The following is an 18355-nucleotide window of genomic DNA, read 5'->3' as shown; positions in this document are numbered from 1 at the left end:
CGTTTGACTAATTAGGCTTCAACGATGGCGAGAATGTCGCTTTCGCTCATGATCAGGACGTCTTCACCGTCCAGCTTTTCGGTTTTTACACCGTAGCCATCGTTGAAAATCACGATGTCACCTACTTTTACGTCTAACGGTTTCACGTTACCGTTTTCCAGCACGCGGCCATTACCTACTGCTAGCACTTTACCGCGAGTAGATTTTTCGGCTGCAGAGCCAGTTAAAACGATGCCACCAGCAGATTTAGTTTCCTGCTCCTGGCGCTTAACGATAACGCGATCATGTAACGGACGAATTGCCATTTTCATCTCTCCTGAAAATTACAGTTTTACTGCCCCGCATCGCGGGAATTGGGCAAGGTGGCGTGGATTCACACCACCTCAAAACTTTGCTGCCTGCCAAGATGGGGGTTAACAGCCTTAGTTCAAGTGTGGGAATAAATTTTTTTATAAAAAATTCTAACTATTTGAGCTTGTTTGATTTTTTAGCCTTACCCGGGCCACTGCCGGTAATCGCCATACGCATCGCCTGTTCGACCGGAATATCCAGCGGGGTCAACTTGCTGCGCGACACATACAGGGTATAGCCACCTATCTGGTAACTGAATGGCATGTACACCGCCACTACATCCTCATTACCCAATAAGGTTTTGCCCACCTCTTCATTGGTGATAAAGCCAATTAACTGCATACCTTCGCTGATTTCGACCATCACGGCTTTATTCAAATTGGCGTGCTTGTTTTGATTAAACAAGGTCGCCACATCCTGTAGCGCCGCATAGAGGGACTTCACCAACGGGATCTTTTCCAGCAATCGGTCGCTAAGGTTGATAAGTAAACGAAACGCGAAGCCATGCACCAGCAGGCCCACGGCGACCAATAGTGCCAGTCCGGTTAAGATTCCCGCACCGGGGAAATACCAATGGGCAGGAATAAACGGCCCAACCAAAGACTCCAGCGAAGAAAATGCCCAGAACAGCACCCATAGAGTCAGGGCGACTGGCAGGACTGTCAGCAAGCCAGTTAAGACCAAATTGGCCAGTTTACGCATAGTGTTTTAATCCAGTTTATTGTGGTCGGTGCGACGATATTCGCCTTCGAACACATCGCCATCCTGCGTTGGCGCTTGATTGAATGGGTTGCTTTGATGAGGCTGGCCGTGGCGGACCGTTTGCACCACCATCCGCGCCATAAGCGCTTTGACAAAGTATTTACGACTCAGCGGGAACGCCAGTAAGAAGCCAATACCATCGGTAATAAATCCCGGTGTCACCAGCAGCACGCCGGCGACAACCAACAGTAAGCCTTCTGCCATTTCCTGTCCGGGCAGCTGCCCCTGCTGCATCTTTTGCTGCGCGGTGAAAAAGGTTTCAATGCCCTGCTGACGCACCAGATACGCCCCCGCCGCGGCGGTTAAGATCACCAGTGCCACGGTATTCCAGCCACCAATACGCTCCCCCACATTAAGTAACAGGGAAATTTCAGCAATAGGCATCAACACAAATAAAAAAAACAGTTTTCCCACGTCGGCATCCTTTGATTGCAAACTGGTTAAATGGGGATCATTCGTCCGGGTACAAGCATACCATGGGCGACTTTTAATCGCGCGACTAAGCAGATTCCCGTGCGCCAGCTATGCTCAGAGTATTCAGCAATACAGGGAAACGTCTTGTGCTGGTCTTCTCTCAACTATTCGCCAGTCTTGGCATTGGTTTACTCATCGGTTTGTTAGTCGGTTTATCCGCGTCCCCTGTGGTCGGCATGTTGGTCGGTGCAGTTACCGCGCTACTGGCCTCATTACTTGGCGTTAAGCTACCGGAAAAAAATGGTGAGCAAGAAAGTCTGCGACAACAACAGCAACGCACTCTGTTAACCGGGATGCGCGCAGGCATGTTTGGTGTGGCGTGTATTGCCGGATTGTTCACCGGCATGCTGATCCGCACGCACAACTGGCTGTCCCCGCCCGCACCAACCTTGCTGGACTATAAAATGGAGTTGCTCGCTGCGGGGCTTAGCGAGCCGGACGTGAACCAGTTAGTCAAGCAGCGGGCTGGTGTACCCGCTTCGTCAGCAGCCGCCAAGCCTGCACCGACCGCGCAAGATTCCGTATTGTTTGGTGTCAGTGCCGAACTGTGCGAAAAACTCCCACCGCGGCGTTTTGCCACCTTACAGGCAGCCGCCGATTACTACCGGAATGTTGAACAAACAAAATTAGCCGAACTGACTGAAACCCTGATTCGCGGTACTGAATCCGAGGCACAACAACGCTCACTGTTAACCCAAATGGTGGATCTGATATGTACCGACGACTAATCCCCTTACTCACGCTGTTAAGCCCATTACTTCAAGCTCAGGTACCTGAACATATTCTGCGTCAGGTAAGCCCTTCGATTGTAAAGATTGAAACCACCAGCAGTGCCGCCAGTGGGTTTATCTGGCAGGATAAACACCATGTTGTCACCGCCCTGCATGTTATCGATGGCAAAGGCCCGATCACGGTCAGTTATGTTAATGAACACGGGCAAATCTCGGCCAGCAGCGCCGCCACAGTCATCAAGGTGTTCAAAGAAGCGGATCTGGTGTTATTGCAATTAAGCAATCCGCAGCCCCGCACACCGCTGACGGTACAAACCAGTTTACCGGCCATCAAACAACAACTGGATGCCGTCGGTTTCCCCATGAACATTGCCGGGCAAAGCAGCACCGAGGTGAAAGTTCGCTTTGGTGGCAACCAACTGGTGTCCATCGTGCCGCCAAAGGTACTGGCAAAAATTGTTGATTACCCCAGTGTTACTGAGCCCATTGTGAATCTGGAGGGCAACCTGGTACCCGGCTTGTCCGGTGGGCCGATTGTCGATCACAACGGCCATGTGGTGGGGGTAGTCAACGGTGGGCTGGAGCACGGTGCAGTGGGCATTTGCTGGGGCATTCCATCCAAACAGCTTGATAAACTCGCGGCCTCGACTATCAGCAAGACACCCGGGGGCAATGGCATCAACGAACTGTTTTCCGCCGATCTGGATGTCAGTATTGATACCGTGAAGGTGGCCGGACAAACCCTGATAAAGTTGCGCAGCCGCAGCTTTGCGGAACTGGCAGAAACAGCCGATGACCAACTAGGGCTGGCGCAATTAGCGGATGTATTTCAGGCATTTAACCCAGCCGGATTTATGTTCGACATCTACCAAGATGACGCATCCGGCGGCATCATCGTGGTGCCAAGTGGGGCAACTATGACACAGGTAGAGGGCTATACCGCGGCAACGCTTGAGGATGGCCGCAACCTGATGGTGTACAAGGTATTTCGAGGCAACGGCATCATGGACCTCAATGACAAAAGCAATCAGTTTGAAAATGAATTGCTGGAACTGGACGATACCTCCACTGCACAACTGGACCCAAACTGGAGTTATCTGGAACCCTATCAATTTGGTGACGTACTGATTAACCGCAAGGCGTTTTTCCGCCATGTGCACGACGGATTTCAATGGCAATCGGAACGCTATTACTTTGAAACACTGGCAGCCAACGACGATACATTACTAGCGGTCGCAGCGGTAGATATGACTAAAACGCCCGACGTATTGGCAGCCGAAATGCTTTGTAGCCAGGGTTATGTGGATCCCTATTGCCAGACACTGATCACCCAGAACCGGAACTGGGCGCATCTCGTGTTAGCCGTGTTGTTTGCCACTATTCCGCCCAGTCAGTTTTAATCTCGTTATCCCGCCGCCGGCCGCAAGGCTGGCGATCTTATCCAGAAAAGTGCCAAAATGGACGGCATCAATTCCCGTTACCAGATGCGTTATGTCGGATTATTGTATTGCTTTGTGTACCTGCCCCGATCGTGACACTGCCGAACAGATTGCCCGTACGGTGGTGAGCGAAAAGCTGGCAGCCTGCGTAAATATCCTGCCGGGCATCACCTCGGTCTATGCGTGGCAAGGCGAGATTTGTTGTGATAATGAGGTGCAATTAATCTTCAAGACCCGCCATCGCGACGCGGACAAACTTTTTAATCGGGTGTTAATGTTGCATCCGTACGATGTTCCGGAATGGTTGTTACTGGATGTCGCCGATGGCGGCGCGGATTATCTGAAGTGGATCGCAAGCAGTCTCTCATGAAAAAACTGATGTTATTACTGGTCTCCTGTTGGACCCTATTCGCCATGCCGGCGCTGGCACAAATCGATAAGTCGGAGTTGGCAGATTTATTTGCCGAAAAAGACGATGAATTTCTGCCGGTTGATGATGCCTTCGGGTTTGAATTCTCACAGCAAGGCAATCAGCTGGTACTGACCTGGCAGATTGCCGACGGCTACTATTTATATAAACACCAGTTCAAGACGGTAAATAAAGATGCCGTACTGGGTGAGGCACAGTTTCCACCGGCCAGCCCTCATGAAGATGAATTCTTTGGCGTTACCGAGGTGTACTACCAAACCGTCAGTATTCGTTTTGATATTCAGCAGGCGCAGCAGGATGGCGTAGTCAAAGTCCAGTACCAGGGCTGTGCCGAAGCCGGGCTGTGTTACCCGCCAACGGTCAAAGTTGTGTATCTGGATCAGGTGGAAGCGGGCACTGGCACCACACCGGCAGCAGACAGCACACCACCCGAGTCTGAGCAATTCCAGCTGGCACGCTTACTGGAAAGTAACCTGCCGCTGGCGTTACTGACGCTACTGGGCGGTGGCTTATTGCTGGCGTTTACGCCCTGCGTATTCCCTATGTTCCCTATCGTCTCAGCGATCGTGCTGGGCGGTAAAAAGCAAGTCAGTACCTCTCGGGCATTTACCCTGAGCGCCGTTTATGTGCAGGGCATGGCGCTGACCTATTCCATTCTGGGGTTGGTGGTGGCTTCGGTTGGCGTGCAATTCCAGGCCATGCTGCAACATCCTTACATTCTATCTGTGTTTATTGTGCTGTTTATTGTGTTGGCAGCGGCGATGTTTGGGTTGTGGGAGTTGCAGTTACCCTCAAGCTGGCAGGTGAAATTAAATAATGTCAGTAACCAGCAACAGGGCGGCAGCCTGTTCGGCGTATTCCTGATGGGCGCGATTTCCGGGCTGGTTGCCAGCCCTTGCACCACCGCACCACTGACAGCAGTATTACTGGTTGTGGCACAAAGTGGGGACTTACTTACCGGATTTGTTGCCCTCTATGCGTTATCCATTGGCATGGGCATTCCATTGATTTTATTTGCCATGACCGGCGGTAAACTGCTGCCCAAAGCCGGCGCGTGGATGAATGTGGTTAAAACCATCTTCGGTTTTATGATGCTCAGCGTGGCGTTGTTTTTTGTCGAACGCATGGTCAGCAATATGTGGACGGAACTGGCATGGGCCGCGTTGGGTTTGACGATGTTCACCTATCTCAGCGTGTTTAATCAAACCACCGCCGCCAGCTTTGCCAAAGGTGTGCGTGCACTGGTCATTTTCCTCGGCTTGTTCGCCAGTGCCATGTATGGCTACCAGCAGCTGAATCTGGGATCACCACAAACCGGCACCTCGCAAGCGAGCAGCACAACACACAGCAGCGACTTTATGCGGGTACGTGATTTAGCTGATTTTGAACAGAAACTGGCGGCTGCCAATGCCGCCGGCAAATCGGTGATGGTCGACTTGTACGCTGACTGGTGTGTAGCCTGTAAGGAATTCGAGAAATACACCTTCCCTGCGCCCGAAGTGAAAGCCGCGCTGGCCAATACGGTTTTGATGCAAATCGACTTAACCGACAACACCCCGACCAATCTGGCATTTCAGCAACATTTTGATGTGAAGGGCCTGCCGACCATTTTGTTATTTGATACAAACGGCAAGGAGCTAAATCGCGCGCGGGTTACCGGCTTTATGAATGCCGAAAAATTTGCGGCTCATGTCAATCAGGCGCTGAATTAGCGCCGGATGTATCAGCCTTGCAGTGGCTGAGTGGAATCGCGTAATACCAACGTTGGCTGGAAATGTTGGTGCATGCTACCACCGCCTTTCTGGCCACGGCTGACACCAATATTTCTGATCAACGAAGACGCAGCCTGTCTGGCAATCTGTCGGGTTGGCTGTGCCGCCGTTGTCAGCTTTGGCAATGTCTGGCGGGAAAACGGGCTATCCTCGAAACCCGCAATCGACAGCTGCCCTGGGACATTCACCCCAGCGAGACGCGCGGCGAACAAGGCACCAGCCGCGATCTCATCGTTACAGCCAAATATGGCCGTTGGCGGGTGCGGGCATGCTAAAAGCTGCTGCGCACCACTGACGCCTGAATCGAACGCATAGCGACCATCTACTTCCCATTCAGGCTCGATGCTGAGTCCGGCCTGTTGCATGGCTTGGCGGTAACCGGCTAGTCGTTCCAAGGTAGAATTGTGATCTTTCTCACCACTGATAAACGCAATTTTTTTGTGTCCCATCTGAATCAAGTTATCCGTGATTTCAAACGCAGCTTCACGGTCGTGAATAAACACGCAGGGGGTATGCTGGGTGGATTCATCCGAGCCGGAAACTACCCGAATAAACTGGATATCCAGTTCGGCAAGCTCATCCATTAATTCACTGTTTTCAGACAAAGGCGGGCAAATAATCAAACCACTTAGCTGAGAACGACGTACCAGTTTGGCTATTTCATCGACCACTTGGGCGTTATCGGCTTCACAGGGGTGAATCAGCAGTTCATAACCCTTTTCCTGACATTCATCCAAAATGCCCCGTTGCATATCGATAACGTAATAAGCGTTGGGGTTGTTGTATATAAAACCGAGCGCATAGGCACGGGTGCCAGCCAGTGATCGGGCGGCATTGTTTGGTTGATAACCCAGTTGAGTAATGGCGTCCCGCACCCGGGCGACCGTATCAGGCTTGACTGAATCTTCATTATTAATGACGCGCGAGACCGTCTTAAACGATACGCCGGCCAGTTTTGCGACATCTTTAATAGTGGATTTCATCGTATTCCTTATTTTTATTATTGATGTTCCATACCCCCGCCAATCTGCGCCAGATAAGGGGTTTCATCCTGAGTGGAACGACAGAATAACAACTTATTTGTAACAATTATGTAATTTTTATTTGCCTTCGCCTAGAGCCTGTTGTAGATTCTTTGAGCAAATGACAACGCTGTCATGACAGTTTACCTAGTTTTTTGTCAGCGGTCATTTTTTTTAAATGATAAATGACAGCGTTGTCATTTCCCTGAAAATGCGACCAGAGTGAACATAACCATGAAGACTGTGAAGATAAATAAATTGACACACAGCATTAACGCAGCACTTATGAGTACCGCCCTTGGCGGGGTTATTGCCCTACCTGCCACTGCGATTGCACAGGAAGCTACTGCAGACAATGTTGAAGTAATCCAGGTAAAAGGTCTGCGCGCCAGTGCTGCAGAAAACCTTAACCAAAAACGTTTCTCCGATAGCATCGTCGATGCCATCACCGCCGAAGATATCGGTAAATTCCCAGATAAAAACGTAGCTGAATCACTGCAACGTATTTCTGGCGTTACCATCCAGCGCCAGTTTGGCGAAGGTGCCGGTGTCTCGATCCGTGGTGCGGGTCTGGATTTGACCCTGACTACGCTTAACGGCCAAAACGTTGCGTCTACTGGCTGGTTTGTTCTTGAGCCTGCCAAGCGCTCGTTTAACTATGAATTACTGCCTTCTGAGCTGGTAGGTAACCTGGAAGTGTATAAGAGCACTCAGGCCGACCTGGCTGAGGGTGGCGTTGGTGGTACCGTGGTGGTTAACACCCGTAAGCCATTATCGTTGGATGCCAACACTTTCTATGGATCTGTAGAAGCCCAATACCAGACAGACTCTGGCGAAACCGACCCGCAATTATCGGGCATGTATAGCTGGAAAAACGACGAAGAAAACTTCGGTGTATTGGTTTCTGCCGTGATGCAACAACGTTCTTTGCAACGTCAGGGTAACGAAGCATTCTGGGAATGGGGTGCAGGCCCAGTTGCGTTTGAACAGGAACGTGAGCGTCAGGCGTTATCCGCTACATTGCAATATGCACCATCCGCCAATCTGGACTTCGTATTGAATGTCATGGATATGCAGATGGATGCCAACAACACTAACTATGCGCTTTGGTTAACACAAGCAGATACCACCTGGGGTGTAGGCACCACCACAGCGTGGATCGGTGGTGACGGCAGTGGCGCTGACGCGGGTGTTCAGGCAGCGGGCCCATTAAACGTCCTTTACTATCAGGCGCGCCCTCGTGAAGCGACAATGAAATCAGACGTTATCGATCTGACCATGAACTACAGCACTGACGATTACAGCATCAAACTGCAGGTTGGTGACACAGGTTCAAGCGGTGGTACCGATTTCGAAATGGTGGTGGATGACGGCACAGGCGGCACACCGGTGAACGGCACATACGATTTCACCAACGGCCACCAAACCTGGAGCTACACCTCTGAACAGATGGCAGCCTACGATCCGGGTTCACTGGCCATGGGTACCGGCTCTGCGTTCAATAAAACCCCAAAAACCGATGACGAAACCTATGCACAGGTTGACGTGGAATTTAACGTTGAATACGGCCCAATCAACAGCATCAAAACCGGGTTCAAATATTCGGATCACAATACCACCAGCCGTCAGTTCTTCTTTGACCAGGTTGATGGCTTTAATAATGTTATCTCTACCAGTGGTTTAGGACAGGGTACCGTAGATGTAGGTGCCGGCGATTATCAAATTATGAAGTTTGATGCCGATGCGCTGAAAGACTGGGCGAAAGCCAGTATCGTCGGCGAAACTGAGTCGTTGGGATCTTACAGCGAAATTCAGGAAGACAACCTCGCGGCTTATGTCATGGCAACTTATCAGTCAGAGCATATTCGCGGTAACTTTGGTCTGCGCTATGTCAGTACCGATGCCACATCCATTTATTACCTGGACGATCAAAAAACCAGTACGGATGCCAGCTACTCTGAATTCCTGCCAAGCTTCAATATGGCAATGGATTTAGCTGATGATGTGATTTTACGTGTGTCTGCTGGTCGCGCCATGGCTCGTCCTCAGTATGTTGACATGTACGTCAATCCAAGCCCAATCGGGGTTAACGACGATACACCAAACAACCAATACTGGGTGGTGGGTAACGTTGGCCTGAAGCCATTCATTGCAGACCAGTTCGACTTAGGTCTGGAATGGTATTTTGATGCCAGCTCCATGGTGTCTGCGACGTGGTTTAAGAAGGACGTGAAGAACTTCGTGACCATTTCTGAATACTCTGCGACCAACGCGGAAGTGCCATTCCAGGGTACTTTGCGTCCGGATGAGCAGGGTTGGACTGTGCAGGAAAAAGATAACGGCAAATCAGCTGAAATCGAAGGTCTAGAACTGCAATATCAGCAGGACTTTGATAATGGTTTCGGCGCCATTGTTAACTACACCTACACAGATGCTCGCGCAGATGAGATGACATTTACCGATATGAATGCGGTATTAAGCGATAGCTCGCGCCATTCATATAACGTGTCAGGCTACTACGAAGATGAGCGCTTCCAGGTACGTGTAAGCTATAACTGGCGTAGCGAATATATGCTTCGTGAGTCAGGTTCGTATGGTAACCGTTTGCATGACGCCTTCGGTAGTTTGGATCTGAGCGCGGTTTATCACCTGACCGACAGCATCGATCTGAAACTGGATGCAAATAACCTGCTGGAAGAGTCATCGGTACAAACCGGTAACAATAACTTCCAAACCAACTACAGTGGTTTCGCTCGCGGATTCCCATTGTATGAGTACGAAATGGCCCGCCGCATCACCTTTGGTGCAAGCGTGCGCTTCTAGTCCCGTTAAGACAACAGGCCGGAGGGGATTCCCCTCCCGCTGCCTGTTTGTCTTACCGCTTTCTCCTTTTTTAAAAGGGATGAAGCGATAAGGCAAACACGCCATACTGGCGAAAAATCCGCCAACAGAACAATAACGAGATGTAGCATGACGCAATCAATAGCCGCCCTGAATCCTGCCCGCCACGGCAAGCTCCACGTTGTGACACAACGCGATTTCTCCCACGCCAGTGAGGATCAACTGGTGCCCGTGGTCGTGCAGGAATGTGTTGATGCCGCCACTGAATTCCCGCTGGTATTTGTTAAAAACGCACAAACCGGGGAGTTTACATTGGTGGCAATGATGGGACTGCAACCGCAACAAAATCTGTATTGCGGTCAAGGTGACATTCAGGCCAATTACGTTCCACAAGTCCTGCGCCTGCATCCATTCTCGTTGCGCCCCTCTGAACAGGCCGAACAGCTCATGCTATGTATTGATGAGCAGAGTAACTGTGTCTCTGAGGAACACGGGCAGGCGCTTTTCGACGAGCAAGGCAATAAAACTGCATTTTTACAGGCGCAATCGGATGCTTGTATGCAATTCATCGAACACCAGCAAATTACACGTCAATTCGCGCAACTCCTGTTGCAGCACAATTTACTGACGGCGCAACGATTAACCATTCGTTTAGGTGACGAGCAGCCACGTACTATTGATGGGGTGTATATCATCGATCAAAAGCGGCTGTCTGAGCTCGATGCTGAAACGCTCGCAACACTCAATCGCAATGGCGCCTTGCAGGTTATTCACGCCCAGTTGTTGTCACTAAAGCAGCTCAATCGCCTGTCAAAACGGGCCAGCCAGCGCTGAGTGTCAGTATGGAGACACCAAAAAAGATTTCGTCGGTAATTGTGCTCGGTGGTGGAACGGCGGGATGGCTGACCGCCAATCACCTGGCCAAGAAGCTGCAACCGGGTACGGCAAATGGGGTTTGTGTGACCCTGATTGAGTCACCCGACATTCCAACGATTGGTGTCGGTGAAGGCACCGTGCCGGCCATCCGGGATACGTTGAAATACCTTGGTATCAGCGAAACCGAATTACTGCGCGAATGCGATGCCACCTTCAAGCAAAGTATCGAATTTATCAACTGGATGGCACCAAGCGACCGACAAACACATCGTTACCACCATGTGTTTGACTATCCGCCAGCCGAATATGCACCGCATTTGCTGGACTGGGTGATGCAAAAAGAGCAAAAGCCCGACTTTGCCAATGCATTTTCCTATCAGCAAGCCGTTATCGAAGCCGGAAAAGCCCCCAAGGGCATCACACATCCCGAATATGAAGGCGTGTGTAACTACGCGTACCATTTCGATGCCGCTAAATTTGGTCAATTACTGGCACGCCATGCACGAACCAATTTGGGCGTGAAACATATTCAGGCCAACATCTCACGCGTAGACACTGATGAGGCGGGTAATATCTGTTGCCTGCACAGCGACCAAGGCCAGCAATTTGTAGCTGACCTGTTCGTCGACTGCAGTGGCGCAAATTCGACTTTGCTGGGCCAGACCCTTAACGTGCCATTTATCAGTAAAAAGGCGCACATATTTACCGACACCGCGCTGGCGGTACAGGTACCTTATACCGATCCGCAACAACCCATAGCCTGCTCCACCTTAGCCACGGCACAACAGGCCGGTTGGATATGGGATATTGGCCTGACCACCCGCCGTGGCGTAGGTTTGGTGTATGCCAGCGATTTCCAGACAGAACAAAGTGCGCTGGACGACCTACAGCGCTATTTGGGAACCGACGCCGATGCACTAACGGTGCGCAAAATCCCCATGCGCACTGGCTATTATGAACGCTTTTGGCAAGGCAACTGCGTCGCAGTTGGCATGTCTCAGGGATTCGTCGAACCGCTTGAAGCAACCGGATTACTGTTGTTTGACGTCAGTGCGCGCATGCTGGCCGAGCAGTTTCCGGTTACCCATCAGGACATCTGTCGTTGCGCTGCGCGATACAATAAAAAATTACGTTATGCGTGGGATCGGGTGCTGGACTTTGTGAAGTTGCATTACTGCATCAGCAATCGCCGCGATAGCGAATTCTGGTTAGCGCATCAGGACAGCAACACTTGGTCTGCCACGCTTGAAGAGGATATTCAGCACTGGCAGCGACATCTGCCCAGTCAGTATGACTTTACCGATCGGGCCAGCGTGTTCAATCTGGAGAACCACCTTTACGTATTGTACGGCATGCAATTTAACACGATGCCAGCCGCGTTTTTGCAGCAACAGGCTGATCACACACAAGCTCAGCAATTCTATCGCCGTATTGCCGATTATGCGCAGCAGGCTGCAAAGCAATTGCCTGAACACCGCGACCTGTTGCAGCGTATTGCCCGCTTTGGATTACAACCCCTATGACCACCTCAAATTCCACAAAAAAGACACTAACTATCGTCGGCGGAGGCAGTGCGGGTTGGATGACAGCCTTGTATTTACAACGCTATTTCCATCAGCAGGGAGTTCAGATTCACCTGATCGAATCGGATAAAATCGGGCCAATTGGCGTTGGCGAAGCCACGGTGCACAGCATTCGTTTTTTGTTCGCCGCGCTGGGATTAGATGAACAGGAGTTGATGCGCGAGACTAACGCCACGCTGAAACTGGGTATTTTATTCCGCAACTGGATGAAACCCTCCGCTGCTGGGGTGCATGAATATTTCCATCCGTTTGAACAACAACGGCCGGCCGGCGCCATCGACATAAGCAGTGAATGGGTCATGGGGCAGCACTTCAACCACCAGCGCTACGATCAGGGGGTTTGCCTGAGTAGTCTGCTGGCAGAAAAATCCGCCAGTCCGAAAACGCCGATGAGTCGTCCTTATCAGGGCGTCGTCCCTTACGGCTATCATCTGGACGCCACCCTACTGGGTCAATTTTTACGTAAAAAAGGCCTGGAGGCGGGCATCACTTACCAGGTGGCGACCGTTACCAACGTGAACGTAGAGGATGGAGAGATTTCTTCATTACAGACGTCAGAGGGTGTTCATCAGGCGGATTTTTATATTGATTGCAGTGGATTTTCCGGCAAGTTGATTGATGCCCTGCAGCCCGATAACTGGGAATCCTTTACCGACGTGCTGCCCTGTAACAAGGCTGTCGCCATTCAGCGTGACTATGCTCCCGGCGAGACGCCAAGACCGTTTACCACTTCTACGGCATTGAGTCATGGCTGGGCATGGCAGATTGACCTGGTTAATCGTCAGGGCAATGGCTATGTGTACGATGGCAATCGTCTCAGCGCCGAGCAGGCGGAAGCCGAGCTGCGCGAGTTCCTCGGAGACGAGGCCGCAACGCGCTCCGCCCTTCATCTGGATATGAAAGTTGGATTTCGTCCACAAAGCTGGGTCGGCAATTGTGTTGCCATCGGCTTATCTTCTGGTTTTATAGAACCGTTGGAGTCTACCGGCCTGCATTTGATTAATGTCGCTGCACGGCTCTTTGCCACACATTTTTCGGCGGCAAACATCTCCGATAGTGTACGTCGCAGTTTTAATCGCCAGATGCGCGGCGTATATGAGGATTTGAAACAATTCATTGTGCTGCATTACTGTCTGACGGATCGCGACGATACCGACTTCTGGCGTCAGGCGCAGGCATCGGCAGAGGGCTGTGAAGGGCTCGCTGAAAAACTCACCTTGTGGAAACACAAAGTCTGCGAGTTTATGGACTTAAGTGGCGGTTACAGCACCACGTTTAACGACGAAAACTATCGCTACATTCTTTATGGCATGGGACACCTACCGGCTTTGCACTTACAACCCAGCAGCACACAGAATCAGTCACTATTCGACCAGGTCAATCACATGGCCGCAAATCTGTTACTGCAAACTCAGTCTCATCTGGCCTATCTGCAACATTTACACGGCAAACCACTATTTTCAGCTAAGGACACACGCTCACAATGATTAACCGGGTTTCATTACGCCAGACCGGCAGACTGTTTGTAACCATCGCTGCACTGATTTGCATGTTGGCCTGCCAACCGAAAGCCACGCCAACGCCAGCCATATCGGCACAACAAACACTGGATACGGCCGCTGAACAAATCGGTGTACGGTTGACTGTGCTGTCAAATCTGGATGTGGAAGATTGTCCGGCAGCATCGGCACAATGTTATCTGGCACAATTGGACCTGACCCTGCCTGCGGCCATGCCAGCGGATTGGCGTATTTACTTCAGTCATATTTCGCCCATCGGTTGGCATGACAGCGAGCTGTTTGAACTGCAGCATATTAATGGTGATCTGCATAAAATTACGGTCAAAACCGGGCAACAGGTTAACGCCGGGCAATACCGTATTTTGTTTAAGGGGCCTAACTGGCTTGTCAGTGAATCAGGTTTATTCCCCAATTTTATTGTTGAAGCACCGGGTTTAACACCACAAGTGATCAGCGCCACCCGCGAAGTTAAGCGCGATGGCGACCCACTTGCACGCGCGGCACACGTCGCCGCATTTGAAACACCGCAACAACGAAAACGCAATCCGGATGACAACATGCCGCTGGTTGATGCCACGTGGCGCTTTCAACAGCAATCTGCACTGCAAACCCTGCCGCTGTCTGCAAGTCCCAGGGTGTTGCCCTCCGTACAAACAAGTGACTGGCAATCAGAGCGACGCACTCTCACTAACGGAATCTCACTACCCGCAGATTCCCGGAATCAGGCGACGCTCTCGCACTTTCTAACCTGGTTTGGACTCCCGCTGCAAAACAATGGCGAGGCGGTATTATTTACTCTGGATTCAACTCTGGGTGATGAGGCCTATGCGCTGACAATCCAGCATGAAGGCATCGAGATCCGCGCTGCCACAGAGCAGGGGCGCTTTTACGCGCTAATGACATTAGCGCAACTATATCGTTCATCAGACACCAGCTTACCACTCGGCTCAATCAGCGATGCGCCGCGCTATCCGCTGCGTGGTTTACATTTAGATGTCGCGCGAAACTTCCGCAGTGTCGCCTTTGTCCAACGCTTATTGGATGTGATGGCTGCTGTGAAACTGAACACCCTGCATTTACATCTGGCAGATGATGAAGGTTGGCGTCTGCAAATACAGGACTTGCCTGAGCTAACCGAAGTCGGCGGCAAACGTTGTCTGGATTTAACCGAAGAGCATTGTCTGTTGCCGCAACTGGGCGCTGGTGTCGATCCCACATCACAGGTTAATGGCTACTACAGCCGCGAAGATTATATTGGCCTGCTACGTTATGCTGCTCAGCGTCATATCGAGGTTATTCCTGCTCTGGATATGCCGGGCCATTCACGTGCGGCCATCGTTGCGATGCAGGCACGGTACCGGAAATTAATGCAGGCCGAGCAATCCGACGCAGCCAACCAGTATTACCTGAGTGAACCACAGGATCAGAGCCACTATTCGTCGATCCAGCACTACCACGACAATACCCTGAATCCCTGCATCGACAGTACCTACGCTTTCGTTAATAAGGTGCTGGATGAAGTGCAGATTCTGCATAAAGAGGCCGGCGTTCCCCTAACCCGCTACCATATCGGCGCGGACGAGACCGCTGGCGCATGGCAGGATTCACCGGCATGTCAGGCGCTAATTGCACGGCAACCAGAACTTACCGAGGCCAAGCAGCTAAGCGCCTATTTTGTCGAGAAAGTCGCCAATATGGTCAGTCAGCGCGGCATGATCCCCGGAGCCTGGAGTGATGGCCTCTCCCATGCCAATCCCCGCGCGTTGCCACGCCCGATTCAATCTAACGTGTGGGACACCCTGTTTTGGGGCGGCAGTGCACGTACTCACGACATGGCCAATCAAGGCATGCAGGTCGTATTGTCGTTTCCCGATATGCTTTACTTGGACTTTCCCTACGAATCAGATCCGAAAGAGCCCGGCTACTATTGGGGTTCGCGCGCCACCGACAGTGAGCAAATTTTTCAGTTTATGCCCGCCAATCTGCCTGCACACGCAGAAATTTGGCCTGATCGAATGGGCAATCCATACGCGGACAAAGATCCTACTCCGTTAAAGAAACCGGAGAATATCATAGGCTTACAAGCACAATTATGGAGCGAAACGGTTCGTAGTGACGAACGCGCAGAGTATATGCTTTATCCGCGCTTATTCAGTGTCGCCGAGCGAGCCTGGCATGTGGCCCCGTGGGAACAAGCCTATCAGGCGGGGCGGGCTTATTCCGCGCAAACCCGGCATATGGACGATACACGCATTGCCCTGAGAAATGCAGATTGGTGGCAATTTAGCAATCAACTCAGCAACCGTTGGCTACCTATGTTGAGTGAACATCAGATTGCATACCGTACTCCACTACCCGGCGCACAGGTTAACGATGGACGTTTGTATATGACACTGCCTTTTGCTGGTTTAGTTGCTGAATATCAGCTGGCTGACAGCGGCTGGCAAACCTACCTGGCGCCATTTGATGTTGGTAATCGTGCAGTGCGGGTGCGGGTGCGCGCGCGCGTGCCTGGCTCCGACCACACCAGCCGGGTACAACAGGTTCAATAACCATGAGAATAAACACCACATCCGACCTGCAAAAACAAAATGACAACGCTGTCATTTTGTTGATAAACTGCTCAATCAGTTATTCAGGCAAGGACACTCCCACCATGTTTAACGAGGGATTAGCCCTGTGAAAGCACCACTTTTTATTGGCATTGATGGCGGCGGCACCAAGTGCAAAGCCCGACTGGAAGATGCCGCAGGAAATGTACTGGCAACCAGTGTTGCCGGACCTGCTAACCCTGCGCGGGATTTTTCTCAAACCCTGCACTCTATTGAGCAGGCCGTGATGGCGGCGCTCATTCAGGCTGGCCTGAGTAGCGACGATATTAACCGCATCCACGCGGGCATTGGCCTTGCCGGGGTGAACCTGCCTGTTTACCGGGACAAAATGTTGCAATGGCAACACCCATTTATATCGATGCATCTGACCACAGACCTGCATATCGCCGCGTTGGGCGCACACAATGGTGAAAATGGTGCGATTGTGATCGTGGGTACCGGTAGTTCTGGGGTTTATTTACGTGATCACCTGCAGTTGGAAATGGGTGGCCATGGTTTTGGCCTGGGCGACAAAGGCAGCGGTGCCTGGCTCGGCAATCAGGCGGTTCGTCATTGCCTTGAGTCATTAGATGGATTAACCGCGCATACCCTGCTAACCGAAGCGGTGCTGGCTCACAGTGGCAGCCGTAATAGCGCGGAATTAGTTCAACGTTACTTAACCGCTCGACCGGCCGAATTTGCCAGCCTCGCTCCACAAGTCTTCGCCTGCGCAGAGCAGGACGACCCCATAGCACATGCGATTATTCTCGACGGGGCTGACTATCTCAGCCGGCTGGCAGCAAAATTACGTGAACAAGGGGCACCGAGGCTGTCGTTTATTGGCGGACTGGCGCACAAAATAACACCGTATCTGCATGCCACTGTGCAGCAATTTATTCAACCCGCTCAATTTGCACCTGAATACGGTGCCATCTTATTTTGTCGTGAGGACGTCAATGAATAGTTCGATTATGGCGCGCGAAGCCGCCGATGCAGCGCGAGTGATCGCCAATCAATTACAACACAATGCCGCCATTTGTGCCGAATTAGGCAATACCATTCGTGATTTTAATCCTGCCATGGTGTACATGGTTGGACGAGGTTCATCCGATCATGCCGGCGTATTCGCCAAATATCTGATTGAGGTGGAGTTAAATGTGCCGGTTTGTGCCGCCGCCCCGTCCGTCACCAGTATTTATGGCCAGTCACTCAAGTTGGATCGCGCATTAGTCATCTGCATTTCCCAGTCAGGACGAAGCCCGGACATTCTCACTCAGGTAGATGCGGCCCGCAAAGCGGGCGCGCTGGTTGTTGCTTTGGTCAATGACGAGTCTTCTCCACTTGCCGAAAAGGCCAATGTGGTGGTGCCGTTGTGCGCGGAAAAAGAGCACGCTGTCGCTGCCACCAAAAGTTATTTAGCTACCCTCAGCGCATTGCTGCAGTTAGTCGCCCACTGGGGTAAAAAATCCGATCTGTTGTCTGCGTTAAACACCTTACCCCAGCATTTAGCCGATACCGTAGCCAGCCCGCCCCAACTATCAGTAGCGTTTATCACCCCGCTTAAGCATTGTGTCGTACTTGGACGAGGCTTTGGCTATGCCATCAGTCGTGAAATCGCATTGAAGCTAAAAGAAGTGTGTGGCATCCATGCTGAGTCCTTCAGTAGCGCAGAATTTTTGCATGGCCCGGTTACTCTGGTAGCCAATCAGTTACCGGTACTGGATTTACGCATTGAGGATGAAAGCGCCACTGCCCACGGTGAACAAATGGCCGAACTGACACGCCGGGGTGCGCCGATTGCCTCCATGCACCAGGTAGGATCTGACGTTCATCCGCGTCTCGCGCCACTGACCTTACTGCAACGCTTTTATCTGGATATTGAACAAATTGCATGTAGCATGGGACGCAATCCCGATGCGCCCGTTGGACTGAATAAAGTGACGCAAACTCTCTAGGACGAAAC

15 protein-coding genes are annotated in these 18355 nt (G+C 51.5%); 11 read left to right on the top strand and 4 right to left on the bottom strand.

Annotated elements, in window-relative coordinates; translation table 11 throughout:
* Positions 1-11: 11 nt before the first annotated feature.
* The 3 genes from TK45_RS06020 to TK45_RS06010 all read right to left on the bottom strand — a co-directional run bounded on the left by TK45_RS06020 (position 12) and on the right by TK45_RS06010 (position 1527).
* Positions 12-305 carry a co-chaperone GroES gene (locus tag TK45_RS06020; RefSeq protein WP_131257740.1) on the bottom strand — a complete coding sequence of 98 codons (294 nt, stop codon included), beginning with the start codon at positions 303-305 and terminating at the stop codon, positions 12-14.
* 160 nt (positions 306-465) lie between these two features.
* Entirely contained in the window at positions 466-1053 is a 588-nt protein-coding gene (locus TK45_RS06015) for a DUF502 domain-containing protein (RefSeq protein ID WP_131257739.1), read from the bottom strand.
* 6 nt (positions 1054-1059) lie between these two features.
* Entirely contained in the window at positions 1060-1527 is a 468-nt protein-coding gene (locus TK45_RS06010) for an FxsA family protein (protein WP_131257738.1), read from the bottom strand.
* A gap of 146 nt (positions 1528-1673) precedes the next feature.
* Between TK45_RS06010 and TK45_RS06005 the strand changes: the two genes are divergently transcribed.
* From TK45_RS06005 to TK45_RS05990, 4 genes are all read left to right on the top strand, one after another.
* Entirely contained in the window at positions 1674-2315 is a 642-nt protein-coding gene (locus tag TK45_RS06005) for a hypothetical protein (protein ID WP_131257737.1), read from the top strand.
* Entirely contained in the window at positions 2300-3718 is a 1419-nt protein-coding gene (locus TK45_RS06000) for a serine protease (protein ID WP_131257736.1), read from the top strand. The genes TK45_RS06005 and TK45_RS06000 overlap by 16 nt, the downstream gene beginning before the upstream one ends.
* Positions 3719-3809: 91 nt before the next feature.
* Positions 3810-4127: a divalent-cation tolerance protein CutA gene (cutA, locus tag TK45_RS05995; protein ID WP_131257735.1), complete on the top strand. Its 318-nt coding sequence runs from the start codon at positions 3810-3812 to the stop codon at positions 4125-4127.
* Positions 4124-5899, top strand: coding sequence for a protein-disulfide reductase DsbD (locus TK45_RS05990; protein ID WP_131257734.1), 1776 nt, complete (start codon positions 4124-4126; stop codon positions 5897-5899). Before cutA ends, TK45_RS05990 begins: the two co-directional genes overlap by 4 nt.
* 11 nt (positions 5900-5910) lie before the next feature.
* Here the strand turns inward: TK45_RS05990 and TK45_RS05985 are convergent, their stop codons facing one another.
* Entirely contained in the window at positions 5911-6942 is a 1032-nt protein-coding gene (locus tag TK45_RS05985; protein WP_131257733.1) for a LacI family DNA-binding transcriptional regulator, read from the bottom strand.
* Positions 6943-7266: 324 nt separating this feature from the next.
* Between TK45_RS05985 and TK45_RS05980 the strand changes: the two genes are divergently transcribed.
* From TK45_RS05980 to nagB-II, 7 genes are all read left to right on the top strand, one after another.
* On the top strand, positions 7267-9804 hold the full coding sequence (locus TK45_RS05980; RefSeq protein ID WP_254426551.1) for a TonB-dependent receptor: 2538 nt from the start codon (positions 7267-7269) through the stop codon (positions 9802-9804).
* A gap of 147 nt (positions 9805-9951) precedes the next feature.
* Entirely contained in the window at positions 9952-10656 is a 705-nt protein-coding gene (locus TK45_RS05975) for a SapC family protein (RefSeq protein WP_131257731.1), read from the top strand.
* Between the two features lie 8 nt (positions 10657-10664).
* The gene (locus TK45_RS05970) at positions 10665-12221 is read left to right on the top strand and encodes a tryptophan halogenase family protein (RefSeq protein WP_131257730.1); all 1557 of its coding nucleotides are present in this window, start codon (positions 10665-10667) and stop codon (positions 12219-12221) included.
* Positions 12218-13768 (top strand): tryptophan halogenase family protein, encoded by a 1551-nt coding sequence (locus TK45_RS05965; RefSeq protein WP_131257729.1) that lies wholly within the window; start codon positions 12218-12220, stop codon positions 13766-13768. The genes TK45_RS05970 and TK45_RS05965 overlap by 4 nt, the downstream gene beginning before the upstream one ends.
* Positions 13765-16353 (top strand): family 20 glycosylhydrolase, encoded by a 2589-nt coding sequence (locus TK45_RS05960; protein WP_131257728.1) that lies wholly within the window; start codon positions 13765-13767, stop codon positions 16351-16353. The genes TK45_RS05965 and TK45_RS05960 overlap by 4 nt, the downstream gene beginning before the upstream one ends.
* 127 nt (positions 16354-16480) lie before the next feature.
* Positions 16481-17356, top strand: a complete 876-nt coding sequence (locus tag TK45_RS05955; protein ID WP_165490718.1) for a BadF/BadG/BcrA/BcrD ATPase family protein — start codon at positions 16481-16483, stop codon at positions 17354-17356.
* Positions 17349-18347 carry a glucosamine-6-phosphate deaminase NagB-II gene (nagB-II, locus tag TK45_RS05950; protein ID WP_131257726.1) on the top strand — a complete coding sequence of 333 codons (999 nt, stop codon included), beginning with the start codon at positions 17349-17351 and terminating at the stop codon, positions 18345-18347. The genes TK45_RS05955 and nagB-II overlap by 8 nt, the downstream gene beginning before the upstream one ends.
* Positions 18348-18355 lie beyond the last annotated feature (8 nt).

This window comes from Bowmanella sp. JS7-9, from assembly GCF_004329715.1.
Lineage (GTDB): Bacteria > Pseudomonadota > Gammaproteobacteria > Enterobacterales > Alteromonadaceae > Pseudobowmanella > Pseudobowmanella zhangzhouensis.
The sequence above is the reverse complement of the archived record's forward strand: the minus strand, read 5'-3'. Positions and strand labels throughout refer to the sequence as shown.

Bases quoted from the DNA above. Each gene is read 5' to 3' on its own strand.
- TK45_RS06020 (WP_131257740.1), bottom strand. From the start codon at position 305: ATGGCAATTCGTCCGTTACATGATCGCGTTATCGTTAAGCGCCAGGAG.
- TK45_RS06015 (WP_131257739.1), bottom strand. From the start codon at position 1,053: ATGCGTAAACTGGCCAATTTGGTCTTAACTGGCTTGCTGACAGTCCTG.
- TK45_RS06000 (WP_131257736.1), top strand. From the start codon at position 2,300: ATGTACCGACGACTAATCCCCTTACTCACGCTGTTAAGCCCATTACTT.
- cutA (WP_131257735.1), top strand. From the start codon at position 3,810: ATGTCGGATTATTGTATTGCTTTGTGTACCTGCCCCGATCGTGACACT.
- TK45_RS05990 (WP_131257734.1), top strand. From the start codon at position 4,124: ATGAAAAAACTGATGTTATTACTGGTCTCCTGTTGGACCCTATTCGCC.
- TK45_RS05985 (WP_131257733.1), bottom strand. From the start codon at position 6,942: ATGAAATCCACTATTAAAGATGTCGCAAAACTGGCCGGCGTATCGTTT.
- TK45_RS05980 (WP_254426551.1), top strand. From the start codon at position 7,267: ATGAGTACCGCCCTTGGCGGGGTTATTGCCCTACCTGCCACTGCGATT.
- TK45_RS05975 (WP_131257731.1), top strand. From the start codon at position 9,952: ATGACGCAATCAATAGCCGCCCTGAATCCTGCCCGCCACGGCAAGCTC.
- TK45_RS05970 (WP_131257730.1), top strand. From the start codon at position 10,665: ATGGAGACACCAAAAAAGATTTCGTCGGTAATTGTGCTCGGTGGTGGA.
- TK45_RS05965 (WP_131257729.1), top strand. From the start codon at position 12,218: ATGACCACCTCAAATTCCACAAAAAAGACACTAACTATCGTCGGCGGA.
- TK45_RS05960 (WP_131257728.1), top strand. From the start codon at position 13,765: ATGATTAACCGGGTTTCATTACGCCAGACCGGCAGACTGTTTGTAACC.
- nagB-II (WP_131257726.1), top strand. From the start codon at position 17,349: ATGAATAGTTCGATTATGGCGCGCGAAGCCGCCGATGCAGCGCGAGTG.